This is a genomic window from Janthinobacterium sp. BJB446 (assembly GCF_002735655.1).
Taxonomy (GTDB): Bacteria; Pseudomonadota; Gammaproteobacteria; order Burkholderiales; family Burkholderiaceae_D; genus Janthinobacterium; species Janthinobacterium lividum.
The window spans coordinates 1-19,258 of the sequence record NZ_PDZK01000002.1; the positions used below are offsets into that span (position 1 = coordinate 1).

16 protein-coding genes are annotated in these 19,258 nt (G+C 65.1%); 11 read left to right on the top strand and 5 right to left on the bottom strand.

The annotated features are described in order from the left end of the window. The 4 genes from CSQ92_RS28765 to CSQ92_RS15735 form a co-directional block, all read left to right on the top strand. On the top strand, positions 1–373 hold a 373-nt coding region (locus CSQ92_RS28765; protein ID WP_218964073.1), incomplete at its 5' end, for a hypothetical protein. Positions 374–538: 165 nt separating this feature from the next. Then, on the top strand, positions 539–2,290 hold the full coding sequence (locus CSQ92_RS15725; protein WP_099394733.1) for an ABC transporter ATP-binding protein: 1,752 nt from the start codon (positions 539–541) through the stop codon (positions 2,288–2,290). Beyond that, positions 2,280–4,088, top strand: a complete 1,809-nt coding sequence (locus tag CSQ92_RS15730) for an ABC transporter ATP-binding protein (protein ID WP_099394734.1) — start codon at positions 2,280–2,282, stop codon at positions 4,086–4,088. Before CSQ92_RS15725 ends, CSQ92_RS15730 begins: the two co-directional genes overlap by 11 nt. Before the next feature lie 182 nt (positions 4,089–4,270). Then, positions 4,271–6,328, top strand: a complete 2,058-nt coding sequence (locus CSQ92_RS15735; RefSeq protein ID WP_306532429.1) for a tetratricopeptide repeat-containing diguanylate cyclase — start codon at positions 4,271–4,273, stop codon at positions 6,326–6,328. A gap of 57 nt (positions 6,329–6,385) precedes the next feature. Here the strand turns inward: CSQ92_RS15735 and CSQ92_RS15740 are convergent, their stop codons facing one another. Continuing rightward, positions 6,386–6,715 carry a hypothetical protein gene (locus CSQ92_RS15740; protein ID WP_034786523.1) on the bottom strand — a complete coding sequence of 110 codons (330 nt, stop codon included), beginning with the start codon at positions 6,713–6,715 and terminating at the stop codon, positions 6,386–6,388. Positions 6,716–6,853: 138 nt separating this feature from the next. After that, positions 6,854–8,131 carry a cytochrome-c peroxidase gene (locus tag CSQ92_RS15745; RefSeq protein ID WP_099395078.1) on the bottom strand — a complete coding sequence of 426 codons (1,278 nt, stop codon included), beginning with the start codon at positions 8,129–8,131 and terminating at the stop codon, positions 6,854–6,856. A gap of 166 nt (positions 8,132–8,297) precedes the next feature. Here CSQ92_RS15745 and acpA point away from each other — a divergent pair, with 166 nt between their 5' ends. Next, a complete protein-coding gene (gene acpA, locus CSQ92_RS15750) occupies positions 8,298–10,418 on the top strand; it encodes an acid phosphatase (RefSeq protein WP_257219246.1) in 2,121 nt (706 codons plus the stop codon). Positions 10,419–10,475: 57 nt separating this feature from the next. Here acpA and CSQ92_RS15755 read toward each other — a convergent pair whose 3' ends face one another. Further along, positions 10,476–11,405: a hypothetical protein gene (locus CSQ92_RS15755; RefSeq protein ID WP_143450373.1), complete on the bottom strand. Its 930-nt coding sequence runs from the start codon at positions 11,403–11,405 to the stop codon at positions 10,476–10,478. A 168-nt stretch (positions 11,406–11,573) separates the two neighbouring features. On the opposite strand from CSQ92_RS15755, the gene CSQ92_RS15760 reads away from it, so the two are divergent. Next, complete coding sequence (locus CSQ92_RS15760) at positions 11,574–12,449, top strand: hypothetical protein (RefSeq protein ID WP_143450374.1); 876 nt, start codon at positions 11,574–11,576, stop codon at positions 12,447–12,449. Continuing rightward, on the top strand, positions 12,446–13,960 hold the full coding sequence (locus CSQ92_RS15765) for a hypothetical protein (protein WP_099394738.1): 1,515 nt from the start codon (positions 12,446–12,448) through the stop codon (positions 13,958–13,960). The genes CSQ92_RS15760 and CSQ92_RS15765 overlap by 4 nt, the downstream gene beginning before the upstream one ends. Positions 13,961–14,171: 211 nt before the next feature. On the opposite strand, the gene CSQ92_RS15770 is transcribed toward CSQ92_RS15765, so the two are convergent. Continuing rightward, complete coding sequence (locus tag CSQ92_RS15770; RefSeq protein ID WP_081345510.1) at positions 14,172–14,591, bottom strand: hypothetical protein; 420 nt, start codon at positions 14,589–14,591, stop codon at positions 14,172–14,174. Between the two features lie 281 nt (positions 14,592–14,872). On the opposite strand from CSQ92_RS15770, the gene CSQ92_RS15775 reads away from it, so the two are divergent. Then, positions 14,873–15,943, top strand: a complete 1,071-nt coding sequence (locus CSQ92_RS15775) for a hypothetical protein (protein ID WP_099394739.1) — start codon at positions 14,873–14,875, stop codon at positions 15,941–15,943. A 14-nt stretch (positions 15,944–15,957) separates the two neighbouring features. On the opposite strand, the gene CSQ92_RS15780 is transcribed toward CSQ92_RS15775, so the two are convergent. After that, the gene (locus tag CSQ92_RS15780) at positions 15,958–16,917 is read right to left on the bottom strand and encodes a LysR family transcriptional regulator (protein ID WP_257219247.1); all 960 of its coding nucleotides are present in this window, start codon (positions 16,915–16,917) and stop codon (positions 15,958–15,960) included. A gap of 109 nt (positions 16,918–17,026) precedes the next feature. Between CSQ92_RS15780 and CSQ92_RS15785 the strand changes: the two genes are divergently transcribed. The 3 genes from CSQ92_RS15785 to CSQ92_RS15795 all read left to right on the top strand — a co-directional run bounded on the left by CSQ92_RS15785 (position 17,027) and on the right by CSQ92_RS15795 (position 19,247). Beyond that, a complete protein-coding gene (locus tag CSQ92_RS15785; protein ID WP_099394741.1) occupies positions 17,027–17,866 on the top strand; it encodes a phytanoyl-CoA dioxygenase family protein in 840 nt (279 codons plus the stop codon). Continuing rightward, positions 17,866–18,684, top strand: a complete 819-nt coding sequence (locus CSQ92_RS15790) for a sugar phosphate isomerase/epimerase family protein (protein ID WP_099394742.1) — start codon at positions 17,866–17,868, stop codon at positions 18,682–18,684. Before CSQ92_RS15785 ends, CSQ92_RS15790 begins: the two co-directional genes overlap by 1 nt. A gap of 101 nt (positions 18,685–18,785) precedes the next feature. Continuing rightward, positions 18,786–19,247, top strand: coding sequence for a MarR family winged helix-turn-helix transcriptional regulator (locus tag CSQ92_RS15795; RefSeq protein WP_034786515.1), 462 nt, complete (start codon positions 18,786–18,788; stop codon positions 19,245–19,247). Positions 19,248–19,258: the final 11 nt, after the last annotated feature.

A 19,258-nucleotide genomic window follows, 5' to 3' on the forward strand; every position in this document is an offset into this window, starting at 1 on the left:
GTCGGCGACCTTCTCGGCAACCTTGGCCGGCGCTGCCCCCGCCCCCGCAGCCAAGCCGGCGGCAGCGCCGGCCAAGGTTGCCGAGAAGGTCGCCGACAAGCCCGCCGTGAAAGCGGTCGAAGCCAAACCGGTTGCCAAGCCTGAAGCGGCCAAGCCCGCACCTGCACCCGCCGCCGCGCCAGCGAAAGCCGCCGCGCCAGCACCGGCCGAACCAGCCGCCAAGCCGGCCAGCGCCGCCGGCAAGAGCGTGGCCAAGGCCGCTGTGAAGCACGTGCCAGCGCCAGCCGCCAAGCCGACAGCCAAGGCCGCGCCCAAGGGTACGCCATCGAAACAGCTCGACATGCTGGGCGGCAAAGGCAGCGGTCGCAAGTAAGCGTCGCGCGCCGCACTGACGCAGCAAAACAACGGGCTACGGCCCGTTTTTTGCGTGCCCGTCCACAGCGCGCTTTTCTACCTTGTTGTATCCTACGCGTACTTTCCGTCCGCGTGCCCGTCCTTCCGCCCCGCGACACCCCATTACTAAAAACAAAAGGTAACCATGAGTTTATCGAGGCTCATCGCCGGCTTCGTGCGTCAGCATTGGCCGGCGTATGCCGCCGCTGCCGTCATGCTGACAGGCGTGGCAACACTGACCGTCTGGATCCCGCGCCGCGTGGGCGCCATCATCGACGCATTGGCCGCGCACCGCATGACGGCTGCCGAACTGTGGCTTGAGCTGCTGACCCTGCTCGCCGTCGGCGTCGTCATCTACTTCCTGCGCGTGGGCTGGCGCATCACCCTGTTCAAGGCCGCCTACCAGCTGGGCGTGATGCTGCGCACGCGTTTCTACACGCGCATGTCGCAGCAGGGCGCGTCGTTCTACCAGAACCAGCGCACGGGCGACCTGATGGCGCTGGCGACGAACGACATCGACGCCATCGAAATGGCCGCCGGCGAAGCCATGCTGGCCGGCTTCGACGGCACATTGACCCTGCTGATGGTGCTGGGCATCATGCTGCTGGGCGTGGACTGGCGCCTGGCCTGCATCGCCCTCCTGCCCTTCCCGCTGATGGGACTGGCCTTCTGGCGCATTTCCAGCCATATCCACACGGCGTCGACGGATTCATTGAAGCGCTTTTCCGCGCTGAACGACCATGTGCAGGAATCGCTGTCGGGCGTGCGCACCCTGCGCGCGCTGGGTCTGGAAGAGCGCAGCAGCAAGCAGTTTTCCGCCCTGGCCGGCCACGCGGCAAACGCCAGCCTGACGGCGCAGCGCTGGGAAGCGGCATACGAACCGGCCGTCGGCCTGACGCTGACGGCCGCCACGGCGCTGACCCTGGGCCTGGGCGGCTACCTCGTATGGCAAGACCAGCTGACCATCGGCGCGCTGACGAGCTTTTCCATGTACCTGGGCCAGCTGATCTGGCCCATGTTCGCCGCCGGCTGGGTGCTCTCCCTGATCGAACGGGGCCGTGCCGCCTGGCAGCGCTTGCAGCCGATGCTGGACGCGCCGCTGGCCATCGACGACCATGGCACCATTGCCCCCCTCACGCCCGGGCCCCTGCAATTGCAGGACGTCGGCTTCGCCTACGCGGGCCAGACGGCACCCGCGCTGTCCGGCATCTCGCTGCGCCTGCAGCCGGGCCAGACCCTGGGCCTCGTGGGCCCAACGGGCAGCGGCAAGTCGACCCTGCTGCGGGTGTTGCTGCGCCAGGTCACGCCGCAATCGGGCACGGCGACATGGAGCGGCCAGCCGCTGGACGCCTACACCCTGCACGCGCTGCGCGCTGCCATCAGCTGGGTGCCGCAGGAATCGTTCCTGTTCTCCGCCACCATCGCCGACAATATCGCCCTGGCCCGTCCCGGCGCCACGCGCGAGGAAGTGGAGCGGGCGGCGCAGCTGGCCGACATCCATGCCGATATCCTGCAATTCCCCGACGGCTATGCCACCCACGTGGGCGAGAAAGGCATCACCCTGTCCGGCGGCCAGCGCCAGCGCGTGGCGATTGCCCGGGCTCTGCTGGCCGACAACGGCTTGCTGCTGCTCGATGACGCGCTGTCCGCCGTCGACACGGGTACGGAAACGCGCATCCTGCAGCACCTGGAGGAACTGCGCCGCAAGCGCCCCGAACGCAGCGCCATCATCGCCAGCCACCGCCTGAGCGCAGTCGTCAACGCGGACCTGATCCTGGTGCTGCGCGACGGCCACGTCACGGAAACGGGCAACCACGACGCGCTGATGCAGCGCGACGGCTGGTACGCCAGCCAGTGGCGCTATCAACAACTGGAGGCCAGCCTCGATGCCATCTAAGACCGAACAAGCCACCACCGCCACGCAATCCGTGCGCCGCCAGGCCGCGCAAGCCATCGGCCTGCTGCGCCGCGCCGCCGCGCCCGACCTGCGCCACCTGTACTGGGCCACGTTCTGGCTGATCCTCGCCGCCGCACTGGAAGTGACGGGCCCCATTTTAGGCAAGGCCCTGATCGACCAGCATCTGCTGCCGCGCAACCTGGACTGGACGCGCATGGCATTGCTGCTGGGCGGATGCCTGCTGACGGGCTGGGTCGCTTCCGGCCTGCGCTACCTGCAGCTGGTGCGCCTGTCCGGCCTGGCCATGCGCTCGGTGCAGCGCCTGCGCGAAACCGTCTATCAGCACGTGCTGCGCCTGCCCATGGCCTTCTTTGACCGCGCCATCACGGGGCAACTGGTCAGCCGGGTCACCAACGACACGGAAGCGGTGAAATCGCTGTACGTGCAGGTGCTGTTCGTCATCCTCGACAGTTCCATCGTCCTGGTCGGCACCATGGCCGCCATGGCCTTCCTCGACTGGCGGCTGATGCTGATCGTGCTGGCCCTGCTGCCGGCCGTGCTGGTCATCGTCTTCCTGTACCAGCGCTGGAGCGCGCCGGCCGTCACGCGCGCGCGCGCCCTGCGCAGCGAGATCAACGGCCAGATCGCCGAATCGATCGGCGGCATGAGCGTGCTGCAGGCGAATAACGCGGAAAAACGCTTCGGCGCGCGCTTCACGGGCATCAACCAGGACCACTACACGGCGCGCATGCAGGAATTGCGCGCCAATGCCTGGCTGCTGCGCCCCGCGCTCGACATGCTCAACATCGTGCTGCTGGCCGTCGTCATCTTCAGCTTCGGCCGGCGCGAGATGGGCGCCGTGGAAGTGGGCGTGCTGTATGCGTTCATCAGCTACATCGCGCGCGTGATCGAACCCTTGATCCAGATCACCATGCAATTCAGCCAGTTGCAGCAGTCGGTGGTGGCCACGGCCCGCGTCTCGGCCCTGCTGGACGAAGCGCAGGCGCTCGAACATGCACAGGGAAGGGAAACACCGGCCCTGCGGCAAACGAAAGCGGGCAGCGACCTGCCCGCCGTGGACATCCAGAACCTGACGTTCGCCTACGTGGAAAACCAGCCCGTGCTGCACGACCTGTCGCTGACGATTCCGCAGGGCGCCTTCTTTGGCATCGTCGGCCATACGGGCAGCGGCAAGTCGACCCTGCTCTCCTTGCTGCTGCGCTTTTATCCCGTCGCGCGGGGCAGCATCGCCATCAATGGCGTCGCTCTCGACAGCATCGACAACGAGCACTTCCGCGCCGACGTGGGCCTGGTGCCGCAAGACCCCTTCCTGCTGGCGGCCTCGGCGCGCGAAAACATCGACATGGGCCGCGGCTACACGCAGGCGCAGATCGAGACGGCCGCCCGCGCCGCGCATGCGCACGATTTCATCGCCGCGCTGGAACACGGCTACGACACGCCGCTGGGCGAAGGCGGCTCGCGCCTGTCATCGGGGCAGAAGCAGCTGATCGCGATTGCCCGCGCGCTGGCCGGCCAGCCGCGCATCCTGCTACTCGACGAAGCGACGTCGCGCATCGATAGCCAGACGGAGCAGATCGTGCAGCAGGCCCTCAACGAGTTGCGCGGCAAGGTCACCATCATCGCCATCGCCCACCGCCTGTCGACCATCCGCGAGGCCGACCGCATCATCGTGCTGAACCACGGCCGCATCACGGAAGCGGGACCGCACGATGCCCTGATGCAGATCGAAGGCGGCCTGTACCAGCGCCTGTACCTGCTGCAGCAGCTGGCGCAGTAAGGGGGCCTTGTCAATGCTGGCAGTGTGCACTTTCGCAAATTTCTGTGCCCCGCATGATATTTCTTGATTGCAACAGAATATAATCTGTTACAGACAGGTGTCATTGCGGGAGCGGGACGTTGGCAGGCAGACAGAATCGGGCATCATGGCGAAAGGCGCATTGGCTGCTGGTACTGGCCTGCTTGCTGCCGCCCGCCAGCCATGCCCAGGTCAGCAAGCTGGAGCAGCATATTGCCGCCGTGCGCGAGGATGGCCGCTTCGTCCCCGCGCGCGCCCTGCAGCGCCTGGAGGAGGTGGAATCGCAGGCGCGCAGCGCTCCCTTGCCGGTGCGCGCGGAATTCCTGACACAGCTGAGTACCGTCCGCATGCGTCTGGGACAGAACGATATCGCCATGCGGCTGGCCGAGGAACTGATCGCCTACGCCCGCCAGAACAAGAGCGACGTGGCGCTGGCGAAAGGCATCCTCTGCAAGGCCTATGTCACGTTCGCCATGAACGAGCGCCGCGCCTCGCACCTGCTGGCCTTTGAGGCGGAACGCATCGCCAACCGCACGGACGACTTGCCCGTGCGCGTGCAGGCCACCATCAGCGCGGGCCAGTCCTGGGCCGAGGAAGGCAATTTCCCGTTTGCGCTGGCCAAGCTGCAGGCGGCCGTCGACCTGGCGCGCCAGAGCAACTCCCCCTCCAGCCTGGCCGCCGCGCTGAATGCCCTCACCCTGCTGTACACGCAGATGCGCGAATACGACAAGGGCTTCGAGGTGCTCGACGAATTACTGGCCGTGTCCGGCACCTTGGCTTCGCCGGGCCGCATGGCGCAGGCCAAGAATACGGAATACGGGCTGGCGCTCGACGCGCAGCAGCCGCAGCGAGGCCAGCGCGCCCTGCTGGCGGCCCTGGCGCTGGAACGCCAGCTGGGCGCGCGCGGCATGGTCGCCGTCACCCTCGTCAATCTGTCGGACAGCTATCTGAAGGAAGGCGACTACACGCGCGCCCTGCGCTTTGCGAATGAAGCCATCACGGCGGCGCGCCTGGTCAACAATGAACAGGTGGAGGCGACGGCGCGCCTGAACATCGGCCAGGCGCTGATCGGCCAGGGACGTTTGCAGGAAGGCAAGCAAAGCGTGGCCACGGGCCTGGCCTACTACGAACGCACGGCCAACCAGCCGGAAATGCAGGCCGTGATGCTGGAATACGGCATGGCGCTGGAAAAGGCAGGCGACCTGCGCGGCGCCGTCACGGCATATCACCGCGAACGGGGCATCTCGAACCAGCTGTTCGAGAAGCAGCGGCAAAAGGCCGTATATGAGCTGCAGGAAAAGTATGAGGCGGAAAAGAAACAGCGCCAGATCGAGCTGCTGAGCCGCGAGAATCAGATCAAGAGCACGGAAATCGACAACCGCCGCCTGCAGCAGCGCGTATGGTGGCTGCTGGCGCTGGTACTGGCCATGGCCTCCGTCATCGTCGGCTTGCTGTACCGCAAGGTGCGCCACGCGAACGTGCAGCTGAAGGTGAAAAACCAGGAACTCAAGCGCCAGAGCTCGCGCGACCCGCTGACGGCCCTGTACAACCGCCGCCATTTCCAGGAATTCATGCGCAGCCATGCGGGCAAGCCGCAGCCGTCCTATGGCGGCGCCGATGTCGTGGGCGCGCTGTTCCTGCTCGACGTCGACCATTTCAAGCACATCAACGACGCTTACGGCCATGCGGCAGGCGACCTGGTGCTGACGACGATCGCCGAAACCCTGCACGAAGTGCTGCGCGAAACGGACATGATCGTGCGCTGGGGCGGCGAAGAATTCCTCGCCTTCCTGCCAGCCGTCGCGCGCGACGGACTCGACGATATCGCGCGGCGCATCCTCAACGGCATGGCGGCGCAAAGCATCCACTACCAGGGGCAAGCCATCAAGGTACACGTGTCCGTGGGCTTTGCGCCCTATCCGCTGGCGCCGCTGGGACGGCCGCTCACGTGGGAGCGCAGCGTCAACCTGATCGACATGGCGCTGTACCTGGCCAAGGCGCACGGGCGCAACCGGGCGTATGGCTTGCGCGGTTTTCAGCAGGTGGAAAGAACGACCCTGGAAGCGGTGGAGCAAGACCTGGAACGCGCGTGGCGCGACGGCTTTGTCGATTTGAGCGTGGTACTGGGGAGCGCGAACGGGGTGGACAAAACGGAGACGGTGGGGCAGAAGAGGCAAGGCGGCCAGGCCAGCGATGGCGTCGCCGCAGCCGCCATCACCTGACGACAGCTGCGGGGGCCGGGCCGGAAGTGGCCGGCCCTGGCGCGCTTGCTACAATGATTACTTGTGCGCGGATTCCTGCATCTTTTCGCCGGCTTTTTCCACTTTCTTGCCGACGGCATCGGCCGCTTCGCTCATTTTCTTGTCGGCGTCAGCGGCGACCTGGTCCATCTTGGCGCCCGTATCGGCAGCGGCCTGGCTCACGGCAGCGTCAGCTTTGGTAGCGGCGGCCTTGATGTCGGCTTCAGCCTTGGCAGCGGCCGCATCGATCTTCTGGCCAGCCTGTTCAGCAGGGCCTGCAGCGACATCGTCCTTCTTCTGGCAGGCAGCCAGTGCCACAACCATCATCCCGGCGGCGCACACGGTCATCCAATTTTTGCTTACTTTCATGATATTCCCTTTCATTGTTATCAAAAGACACAGATCAGTTCGCAATATACACCTGCCTAAAATTTTCTAGCGTGCGCTAACGCACATAAAAACAGGCTTTTGTGGCGTAGTTGTAAGCAATGGTATCTTGATATCTTTTCAGCCATGTTTTCCCTGTGCCGGGCGGGGTGCCTGATAGCCATCCGTCAGGGTATGCAGGAAGGCGATCACGTCGGCGATCTCCGTTTCGTTCAGGGCGGGTGCCTGGCCCGGCTGGCGGTCGAATGGCGCTTCCACGTTCACGTTCGCCACGAGGCCGGGCGGCAAGTCGTCGTATTTGCGCACCTTGCCGTTCTTATCTGCCGGATACCATTTTTGCGGCGCCGTATCGCGCTGCACGTAAAAACGCAGCACCTGCTCCAGGCTGTCAAAGCTGCCATTGTGGAAAAACACCTTGCGCAGGGCGACATTGCGCAAGGATGGCGTCTTGAAGCTGCCGCAGTATTCCTTGTGCTCCATCAAGTCGGTGCGGTCCGGGCCGCACAAGCCCATGTCGAAAAACGCCGGGTCCGCATTGACGGGCAGCTTGCCATTGCGCGGCACGCCGATATTGATCAAGCCGTAATCCGTAAATTGGGGAAAGGCGCCGCCGGCACTCACCTGGCTGATATGGCAGGATGCGCAATTGCCCTTGCGCTCATCATTAAACAGGGCCAGGCCGCGCGCTTCCTGCGGGCTCAGGACGGCCTGCTTGCGCAGCACGGCGTCGTACTTGCTCGTATACGGATAGAAGTCCAACGGGCTTTCCTGGAACACTTCCAGCGACATCAGCGCCCAGCGCAGCGCCTGGCCCGGCTGTTCGAAGATATCCGCGCCATACGTCTGGCGGAACTGCGCCGCCAGGGGGCCGGCCCGCAACTTGGCGACGACGGCGGCCGCATCGCGGTTGCCCATCTCGCGCGGCGACAGCAACGGCGCCAGCGCCTGTTCGTGGCCGGACTGGGCACGGCCATCCCAGTTGCGCCCGCCCGTGGGGCCCGCGTCGACGCTGTCGTCGCCATCGTCGTCATGGAAATGTTCGGTAAAGGCGGGCGCCGTCTGCAGGTAGCGCAGCGAGGGCGCGGCCCGCGTGCCCGCATCCTTCAGTTCGGGGCCGCCCAGCTGTACCGCCAGGCCATTCGGCGGGCCATACGCGTGCTCGGGACTGTGACAGCTGGCGCACGACATCTTCCCTGAGACAGACAAGCTGGGCTCGAAAAACATGGCGCGGCCCATGGCTGTCATTGCCGCCACCGAAGGCTGGCGTTGCAGGGTGGGCGCGTATGCGCCCGACAAATAGGCGGGCTTGGCTGCGGCTTCTTTCTGCGTTGCCGGATGGCAGGCGGCCAGCAGGCAGGCGGCCACGGCGGCAAGCAGCAGGGAGGGGTTCGTTTTCATCATGGGCTGGCAGCGTAGCAACGGCATGTGACAGCTGCGTGACAAGCCCCTGCAAAAGCTAATGTATCAAGTCCGTACATTACGTCATGTAACAGGTGCTGACATGTCACGCAGCTGACATATTGCCTGCCTAGCATGCGACGTTTTCCACCCAGAAGGCATGAAAATGAACTTGCACGCAAAAACTTCGTTACGGCCCCTGCCGTTGTTACTGACGCTGGGCCTGGCCGCCTGCGGCAGCGACTATGCGATCACGCCCAGCACCACGGGCCAGGTGATCGGCAGCTACTATGAAAACGCCCAGGTGTGCCTGGAAAGCGCCACCGCCAAACTCACGTGCGACAGCGCCTCCGCCGTCGTGCGCACGGCGGCCGACGGCAGCTACACGCTCGACGGCCAGGGCGCCGTGCTGGTGACCATCGGCACGGATGCGATCCGCCATGAAGCCATCGGCGACACGGGCAGCAAGGTGACGCAAAAGCTGCTGCTGCGCGCCCCCGCCGGGCACGGCGGTTTCGTCAGCGCCCTGTCGACGGAACTGGCGCAAGTCATGGACGGCAATGGCGGCGACTTCGCGGCCGCCAGCAGCAAGCTGGCCGCGCGCATCGGCGTGTCCGAAGCGGGCCTGGCCTCCGACTTCAACAAGGCCAGCGGCGACGAGCTGGCGAAGCTGAAGGCGGAAAACGCCAGCGTGACGGCATTGATCGCCAGCGCCAGCGCGCAAGCGGCGCCCGCCGACGCGCTGGCCGCCCTGAACGGCGCGCTGGCGCTGAACAATATCCAGACCATCGTCGTCATCTACGCAGAAAACCGCGGCTTCGACAATCTATACGGCCTGTTCCCGGGCGCCAACGGCGTGCCGGGCGTGAACCCCACGTCGACATCCGCCTACGTGCCGCAGAAAGACATCGACGGCAGCACCCTGCCCGTGCTGCCGCCCACCTGGGGCGGCATGACGGCGGCCGGCCAAAGCACCGTCATCACGCAGGCGCAATCGGCCAACCTGCCCAACAAGCCATTCCAGATCGACGACGCCAACAGCCCCCTGTACCTGCCGCAATCGGTGATCACGCGCGACCTCGTGCACCGCTTCTACAACAACCAGATGCAGATCAACGGCGGCGCCAACGACAAGTTCGCCGCGTATTCCGACGCGGGCGGCCTGTCCATGGGCTATTACGACGGCAGCAAGATGCAGCTGTGGGACATCGCCAAACAATATGCGCTGGCCGACAACCTGTTCATCGGCGCCTTTGGCGGCTCCTTCCTCACGCACCAGTACCTGATCTGCGCCTGCGCGCCCACCTATCCGAATGCGGATACCTCGGTGGCGAAAAGCTCGGTCGCGAAGATCGACGTCGACGCCAATGGCAACTTCCTGCGCCTGACGCCGTCCGCCACGGCGCCAGCCACGGTCTTGAACGGGGCGCCCGCGTATGCCAATGACGGCGCGCTGACGCCGGCCGACAGCACGGGCATGTTCTACGCCGTCAATACCATGCAGCCGCCGTTCCAGCCCAGCAGCAACGCACCCGCCTCGGGCGACAGCAGCAAGCTGTTTGCGGATACGGGCAAGGCCAACACCCTGCCGCCGCAAACGCAGACGAATATCGGCGACCTGCTCTCTGGCAAGAACATCGACTGGGCCTGGTACGCGGGCGCCTGGAAGGACACGACGGCACTGGCTACGGCCAGCGCGCGTGCCGGCAGCTTCCCGAATCCGCCCAACTTCCAGTTCCACCACCAGCCGTTCAATTACTTTGCGAATATGGATCCCGTAAAGGCGCCCGCCTACCGCGCCGCCCACCTACGCGACTTCGACAGCCAGTTCCTCAGCGACGCGAGTGCCGGCAAGCTGCCGCCCGTGACTTTCTACAAGCCGCAGGGCAACCTGAACCAGCATGCGGGCTACGCCAGCGTGGCTGATGGCGACGCGCACATTGCCAGCGTCATCGCCCAGCTGAAAAAGAGTCCGCAGTGGAAAAACATGCTGGTTATCGTCACCTACGATGAGAACGGCGGCTTTTATGATCACGCGGCGCCGCCGAAGGGCGACCGCTGGGGTCCGGGCACGCGCGTGCCGGCCATCCTCGTTTCGCCGTATGTGAAAAAGGGATTAGTTGATCATACGCAATATGATTCGGCCTCCATCCTGCGCGCCATCACGCACCGCTTCGCCCTGCCCGTACTCGATGGCTTGAGCACGCGCGACAAGGCACTGGTGGCCCATGGCGGCAAGCCGATGGGCGACTTCAGCGCGGCGCTGGCGCTGGTGCCGCAAGAGTAAGGCTGAGTAAAATGCGTCCGCCCGGCTTGACCCTGGCGGGCGTTTTACATGTTGGCGCTACTGGCCGGGGGACGCATCGAGCAGCGAACGTTCGAGCAATTGCGACAATGCCGTGCGCAGCGCCTGCGTGCGCGCCGCCAGTTCCGGCCGCTTGTAGCGTTCAGCGGCGATCAGGCTGTTTTCCAGGCACACCCGATCCGAACGCGCCAGGCAGGCGTCAGCCAGGTCGAGCTGGGCGCTGGCCAGCGCCACTTTCACCTTGGCGTCGAGTTCCAGCGTGTCGGGATCGTCGCCCCAGCGCTTGACGTGCACGGCCAGGCGCGTGGCGGCCAGCTCCGGCTTGCCCGCGTCGAGGGCCTGGTTGACGCTGCCTTGCAGCGCCAGCCACGCCTGCGCCCGCTGCTGTTGCCTGTCGCAGGTAGCGGCGGACTTGGTGATGCTTGTCTGCAAGCGCTTGATCTGCGCGGCGGGCGCCTTGGCGCTTTTCAGCACGGCCAGCGCGCTGCGCGCCCCATCCAGGTCGCACTGCGCCGCCAGCGCCGTGGCGGCCTCGACCTGTTCCGCCACACTGGCCGGCTTGTCGGCGGGCTTGTTGAAAAACCAGATACCGGTCAGCACCACTGCCGCCGCGATCCACGTGCGCAAGCGCACGGGCGGGCGCGGCGGCGGCACCGAGCCCCTGGTGGCAGGCTTGGCGGGCGGCGCCTTGGCTGGCGCGGCTGCCGGCGCGGCAGGCGCTGGCGGGATTGCCTGGGGAACGGGTGCGGGCTGCGGCACGGGGGTGGGCGCAGGAGCAGGCGAAGGAATGGGCGGAGCGACGGGCACCGGCGGCGGCATGCGCGGCACGGGCGGCGGCGCTACGGCTTTCTCCAGAACAGGCGCTTGCGCCATCTGGCGCGCGCCGCAAAACGGGCAATGCGCCACGCGCAGCGGCAAGGTCCGGCCGCAAGCGGCGTTGATGCAAACGTCATTCACTGTTTCAAGCACATTCCAACCTTTTCCTGGAGTCATTCCACTGCATTCTGCCGCAATATTACCTTACGCGGGCACGGCAACGGTGCACCGGCGCCGTGTTCCATCGCCTTGATACCGATCAAAAAGCATTCGCCGCCGCGGCCTAAGCTGGAAGCACCGGCCAAGGACAAGGAGAACGCCATGCCAGCCCACCTGATCATCGAAGACGGCCAGCCCTCGTGGTGGGACAGCGCAGATATCTGGGTCGTGCCGGGCAATGATCCGAATGGCCCGCCCGGCACGCCCATCGCCGGCACCAGCAATTACCTGTGGGGCCGCGTGCACAATACGGGCAACAGCGCCTCGAACGGCGTGCGCGTGGACTTTTACTGGGCCGACCCTTCCGGCCAGATCGCCGTCGGCGCCGCCACGCAGATCGGCTCCGCCTTTGCGGACCTGCCGCCCGGCGCCACGCAGGAAGTGCTGTGCCTGGTGCCGTGGATCCCCGTCATCGTCAATGGCGGCCACGAATGCCTGCTGGCCGTCGCCCACGGCCCGGGCGACATCAATCCGCTGCCCGATCCCCTGCCCAACGGTTTTCCTTTCCAGCCCAAGCAGCACGAGCAGATCGCCCAGCGCAATGTCACCGTGGTGCTGGCAGCCAGGCGCGCGCAATTGCTGAGCATCGCGGTAGCGGCCCTGCCCCGCGCAACGAAAAAAGTGGAATTGCAGATCGAGCAGGGCGGCGAGCTGCCGGAGCGCCTGCTGGCCACCCTGGGGCTTGAGCGATGGCAGCCGGCCAGGGACGCGCGCCTGGTCGCTGGCCTGGCGCGCACGCCCCATTGCAATGGCGATGCGCCTGGCGAGCAAAAACTGGCGCTGGAAGTGCCGCGCGGCCAGGCGCAGGCCGTATATCTGAGCGTGCGCGCCGAAGCCTTGCCGCCACGCCAGTATGCGCTGCTGCGCGTGCTGGAGAGCCAGGACGGCGAGGTCATGGGCGGCATCACGTATATCGTCACCGACCTGGAGAAAGAGCAAGCTCAAGAGCAGCAAAGCCCCGAGGAGCAAGCATCATGAGCGATAGCCCCCTGCAGGTGCTGACACGGCCGTTCGCGATCGAGCCCGTCACCAATATCATGCTGCCCGATGGCATATTCGACAATGCCATCTATGGCTTGCGCATCGCCGCCCACGTCACCAATATGTCCGGCAGCGCCCTGAACAATGTCACGGTGTACCTGGAAAGCGTGGGCGACCCCGGCATCGTGCCCGTGGCGCGCACTTTCTTCTTTGCCAGCATTCCCGCCGGCGCGGCCATGCTCGTCATGTGGGATGCCGACTTCCAGCATGCGGCGCCCGGCAAGCGCCTCGTCAGCTTCGTCGCCAAGGCGGACGGCTACGCGCCGCGCCGCTCGATCCAGCAAATCTTCGTCTCGCAAACGCGCTTCGACAGCGCCACCAATACGTACACGTGCACGGTCGAGGAAGGCACCCTGGAACTGTCCAAGCCGCAAGGCCATTTGCCGGGCAAACGGTGGGGCAGCACGGGCACGGATGGCAAAGGTGGGGAAAATGCGTGCCGCTGCCCGCCCGGCCTGGGGCCGATCGTGCCGACCGGCATGACCCTCGTCTGGACGCCGAACCCCGCCTACGCGGGCACGCATGGCGAGCTGCCGTTTGCCGACCCGTGGTGGAAGATACTCGCCATCATCATCGCCGTCATCGCCGCGCTGGTGGCCATCATTTCAGCCGCACTCGGTTCCGGCAAGGCCAGCTTCAGCGTGGGCGGCACCTTCGAGGAAACCGATCCCAGCGTCGACTGCTGCTCGCTGGAAGGGGCCGGCTCGGGCCAGCCCGAATTCACGGTAGCGGGCGTCGCCTCGGCCATCGCCTCGGGCGCCATCGCCGTCGCCTGCTCCGATATCGCGGATCCGTTCTGGCGTGGCCAGGAAGCAACACCACCGGCCGCCGGCGAACTGACCCTGGCCGAGCGCGTGGTGGCGAAATGGGTGTTGCCCGAAGCGCCGAACGCGGGCTTGCCCTACACGGCCGACATCAGCTGGGAGTATCAACGCTTCACGACGGGCGCCACCTACCAGCATGCCGTCACCGAAACGCAAGTCAACATCCATGTGGCGGGGCCCGTGGAAACGGATACGCCCGCCGTCGTGCAAGCCTATGAACCGCTGTGGATACGCGCCAGCTTCAAGCGCGACAATGGCAATGTGTTCCGCGGCAGGGAGCTGTATGCCTTCGTGCTGTTCCAGGCGCCGCAGGGCCTGTATTTCGTGGAATCGCTGACCGACGACGGCCTGGGCTTCGACCCGGGCGCCAACGATGGTGTCTACGCAGGCAGCCTGGACTTGAAGCGGGCTTACCGCACCCTGCTGCAATACGACCAGAAGGTCTACGGCACCTGGCGCGTCTTCGTCTTCGCCCAGGACGTCAACCTGACCAAGCCCGGCACGCCGCCGGAAATCGCGGCCCAGCACATCGGCGGCATGTTCATCGCCAGCGCCATCGAAATCACCTTCGACGACACCCTGCCCTGTCCGCTAAAGGCGCAGGCGAATATCGTCGTGGTGTGAGGGGGGCGTGAGCGAGGTCAGGCGTAGGTCGCGCAGGTCGGATCAGCGGGGCAAAGCCCTGCGTAATCCGACAACATCGTTGGCTCCCGTATGCACATCAGGAGCGGCTGAGAAAATGCTCAGGGTAGGCGCCGCCCCGAAGACAGTACTTCAGTACAGTAAGGTAAATGCAGGGCAGGCAACAACACCGAGGGTGTTGTATCAACCACTCTTAAACTTTAACGCTTTCGGGCTTGGCGATCAGCGTGCGCGGAATGATATCCGTTGCCGGGCAAGACTCCATCGCATCCGAATACGCGAGCCAGCGCTGCAGGCTTTCCATGCGGCGGATGGTGATGCCCTTGCCATTGATATAGCCGATCTGCTCGAAATTGGCGGGGCTGGTGGTCAGTTTCGATACAGTGGGCGCATTGTCGACCAGGCGGTCGTAGGCCTTGCGCGCCTTGTGCTCCCACTTGGCCAAGACGGGATCGTCAAAACGGTTGCTTTCAAAATACACGGTGATGGTGCGGTCGTGGTTGGCGAAGCCGACGATGGCCGCCCCCTTGCGTATGGTCAACAGGACATCTTCCTTCACGCCCGTGACGGGAACGAAGACGGCGGCGCGCCCATCCGTATCCGGCCGTTCCATGGGAATATCTTGTCCGATTATGCTCATCACATCACACTCTTAGTCATCGCCTGCTGGCTTGTTGTCCCTGCATCACTGAAAGCATGCCATGCGCATGCGCGCGTTTGCCGCTGCGCCGGGCCGCTTCCAGGCTGTTTGTCAAATAATACATTGCCGTAAAGCACTACACAAGATAATCAGGGACGCGCAGCTCTGCCTGTCCTCCGCCGGATGGGGAATGGTGTGCCCGGCGGCAATCGCCTTATAATGCTGCGATTACTTCACGTCCCCACCTCCGCACCATGACGCTTCCCGAGAATGACACCAGCCGGCTCGACGCCATCAGCGCCGCCGCCACCGAAGTGGCCGCGCAAAACGTGGCCGACCTGCTGGCCATGGCCATCTGCCACCGCCCGGACGAACCGTCCCTGATCGTCTGCGACAAGCGCAGCTGGCTCAATGTCGTGTTGACGGAAGCGTATCGCCAGGCCTTGCCCGACGCGACCTTCATCGATTTCGACGAGGTCACGCCCGATGCCGTGCTGGCTGCCTTTGCCGAGCTGCCGGCCGGCAGCCTCGTCGTGCTGATCCAGTCGACCAGCTTCCGCCTGGAAGCGTTCCGCATCCGCATCGAGCTGTTCAAGCGGGGCCTGAAGGTCATCGAGCACGTGCACCTGTCGCGCATGCCCGGCGTGCAGGGGCTGCATTACATCGCCTCGCTGGCGTACGATCCCGATTACTACCGGGGCGTGGGCCATGCACTGAAAGCGCGCATCGACGGCGCCCGCCACGGCATGGTCGACAGCGGCGGCGAGCAGCTGGTCTTTGCTTCGCCGTTCGAATCGGCCAAGCTGAATATCGGCGACTACAGCGGCATGAACAATATCGGCGGCCAGTTCCCGCTGGGCGAAGTGTTTACGGAAGCGCAGGACCTGGAAGCCGTGAACGGCCGGGTGCGCATCTTCGTCTTTGGCGACACGCACTTCATGGTCAACCGCCCCGACACGCCGATCACCCTGATCATCGAAAAGGGCAGAGTGACGGGCACGGAGCACGCCACGCCGGAATTTACCGCCATGCTGGAAATCATCCGCGCGCACGAAGGCGAAGTATGGGTGCGCGAACTGGGCTTCGGCATGAACCGCGCCTTTTCGCGCGAACAGCTGGTCAACGACATCGGCACGTATGAACGCATGTGCGGCATCCACCTGTCGCTGGGCGCCAAGCACGGCGTCTACGCCAAGCCGCAATTCAAGCGCAAGGATGCGCGCTACCACGTCGACATCTTCGCCGTCACCGAAGCCGTCTACCTCGACGACGAAAGAGTGTACGCGGATGGCGCGTGGACGGTGGAACCCCTCGCGCTCAACTGAGCCTCAATTGACCCTCAGCTGAAAAAACCTGCCGCTGCCAGCTCGCGGTCCCACGGCGTCACGGGCTGGTATTCGGCCACCAGGAAATCGATCAGCGCGCGCACCTTGGGCGACGGCTGGCGGCTGGCCGGATACAGGGCGCTCAGGTGATTCAGGGGCAGGTCCCAGCCGGACAGCACGGGCAGCAGACTGCCATCGAGCAGATTGCGCCAGGCGAGAAACGTGGTGCTGTAGACGATGCCGAGCCCCCGCTGCGCCGCCTGGTGCAGCACCAGGCCGTTATTCGCCGTGAAGCCCGCCTGCACGCGCACACTCACATCTTCTTGCTGGCCGCCTTCCCCACGCTGGAAATGCCAGTTCGTGCCATCCGTCAGGTGGCTGAAATGCAGGCACTGGTGCTGCAACAGCTCTTGCGGCGTCTGCGGCACACCCCATTGCGCCAGATAGGCGGGGCTGGCGCACAGCACGGCGCGGCACGGCGCCAGCGGGCGCATGGCCAGCGCGCTGCTGTCCGGGATGCCGCCCACGCGGATGGTCAAATCAAAACCGTGGCGTATCGGGTCGAGCAGCGCATCGTCGACAAACAACTCGGCCTGCACCTGCGGGTGCAGCAAACTGAAACGGGCGATGGCATCGGCCAGCCACGCGCTGCCGAAACTCGATGGCGCCTGGATGCGCAGCGGCCCGGCCAGCTCCGCCCCCGCTCCCGCCTGCGCCACGTGCGCCACCATGCGCGCCGCCTCCTGCGCCTGGCTGACGGTGGCCATGCACGGCGCCAGATAGGCGCGGCCCGCATCCGTCAAGCTCACTTCGCGCGTGGAGCGGTGCAGCAGCCGCGCATGCAAGCGCTCTTCCAGCTGCATGATGGTCTTGCTGACCATGGCCCGCGTCAGGCCCAGGCGCTGCCCGGCCAGCGTGAAGCTGCGCTGACGCGCCACTTCGACAAAGATTTCCATCGCTTTTAATTGATCCATGTCAAAGATTGTCATCGTTTTGGCGACAATCTGTCAACCGCTGGGCGATTGTTTGCCGCCCTCGCCCATCCTACAATGGCGCTTTCCATTGACCTCCGGAGCCGCCGCCATGCTGACAATCCCGCAACAAGAACAATACCAACGCGACGGCTACATCATCCTGCCCGATTTCAAGGGTGCGGACGAAATCGCCGCCCTGCGCGCGCGCGCCGAGCAGATTGTCAACGAATTCGATCCCAGCGTCAGCCAGTCGATCTTCACCACGCGCGACCAGGCCAAGAACACCAACGATTATTTCCTCGCTTCCGACAACACCATCCGCTGCTTCTTCGAGGAAGAGGCGTTTGGTCCGGACGGCCAGCTGAAGCAAGCCAAGTCCCTGTCGATCAACAAGATCGGCCACGCCATGCACGACCTCGATCCCGTCTTCCGCAGCTTTTCCGCCGATCCAAAACTGGCCGCAGTGGCGCGCGACCTGGGCCTGGCGGACGCGCAGGTTTGGCAATCGATGTACATTTTCAAGCAGCCCGGCATCGGCGGCGAAGTGCGCTGGCACCAGGACGCCACGTATTTCGAAACCACGCCAGTCAGCGTGACCACCTTCTGGTTCGCGCTGGAAGACGCCACCCTGGACAATGGCTGCCTGTGGGCCGAACCGGGCGGCCACCGCGGCCCCCTGCGCGAACGCTTCATCCGCAACGGCGACCAGGTGCGCGTGGAAAAACTCGATAGCATGCCCTGGCCCGACGACAGCACGGCCGTCCCGCTCGAAGTGAAGGCCGGCGCCCTCGTCTGCTTCCACGGCTTGCTGCCCCACTACAGCGCGCCGAACCGCTCGCCCGTCTCGCGCCACGCCTACACCTTGCACGCCACGGACGGCCAGACGGAATACGCGGCCCACAACTGGATACAGCGCGACGCGTCCTTCCCCGTGCGGGGCTTCGTCTGATGCGCATCGACGTCTTTGCCGCCCACTGGGGCAATAACGAGCTGCCGCCCGACGTCTTCATCGACAGGGTAGCAGCGGCCGGCTTCGACGGCATCGAAATGTCGCTGCCGCTGGACGCGGCACTGCGCGAGGAATGGACGGACCGCATCGCCAAGGCGGGACTGCAGCTGATCGCCGCACAGTGGGAAACCGTGTTCCACAGCGACTTCGAGCAGCACCGCGCCGCCCTGGCGGAGCTGCTGGAAAACGCCTGCCTGGCGTGCCCCGTGCTGGTCAACACCCACACGGGCAAGGATTACTACAGCCAGACGCAGAACGCGCAGCTGATCGACCTGGCCGCCGCCATCTCGAAAAAACACGGCGTGCCCATCGTGCATGAAATCCACCGCAGCCGCTTTTCCGGCCACCCGATGCTGCTGCTGCCCTACCTGGCGCAGTATCCCGAGCTGCCATTGACGGCCGACCTGTCGCACTGGTGCTGCGCCTGCGAATCCCTGCTGGAAGACCAGCCGCAGACGCTGGCGCAAGTACTGCCGCTGGTGCGCCACGTGCATGCCCGCGTGGGCCATGCGCAGGGTCCGCAGGTAGCCGACTTCCGCGCGCCGGAAGCGAAACAGGCGCTCGACGCCCACCTGGCCTGGTGGGACGCCATCGTCGCCCTGCGCCGCGCCGCCGGCGCCGAGCGCATGACGTTCACGCCGGAATTCGGCCCCGCGCCATACACGCAAACCCTGCCCTGGACGCAGCAGCCCGTGAGCGATGCCTGGGAACAGAACGTCGCCATGCTGCATCTGCTGCGCGCGCGCTACGCGCAGTAGTTCGTCACAGGCACTCTCCATGCACCGGGCCAGCCGGTCCGGTGCACGCGTGCATATTAGCCATGCTTGTCATTAAGTAGCGCGCTATATATACTGTGCCCATGGATACCACTACCTCCCCCAACCCCTTGCACCAGGTGCCGCGCCTGGACAGCCAGCTGTGCTTTGCGCTGTACTCGACCTCGCTTGCCATGAACAAGCTGTACCGCAAGCTCCTGCGCAAGCTCGGCCTGACCTATTCGCAATACCTGGTGATGATGGTGTTGTGGGAACGCGACGGCCTGACGGTGTCGGAAGTGGGCGAGCGCCTGTTCCTCGACTCGGCCACCCTGACGCCCCTGCTCAAGCGCATGGAGCAATCGGGCCTGTTGACGCGCACGCGCGCCGCCAGCGACGAGCGGCAAGTCATCATTTCCCTCACGCAGCAAGGCGACCAGCTGCGCCATGAAGCGGCACTGCTGCCCGAAGCCATCCTGACGGCCAGCCACTGCAGCGTGGAGCAAGTTGTGGACATGAAACAACAGCTGAACCAGTTGCGCGACAGCCTGATGAAAAGTGAGTAAAAACGCCGCTT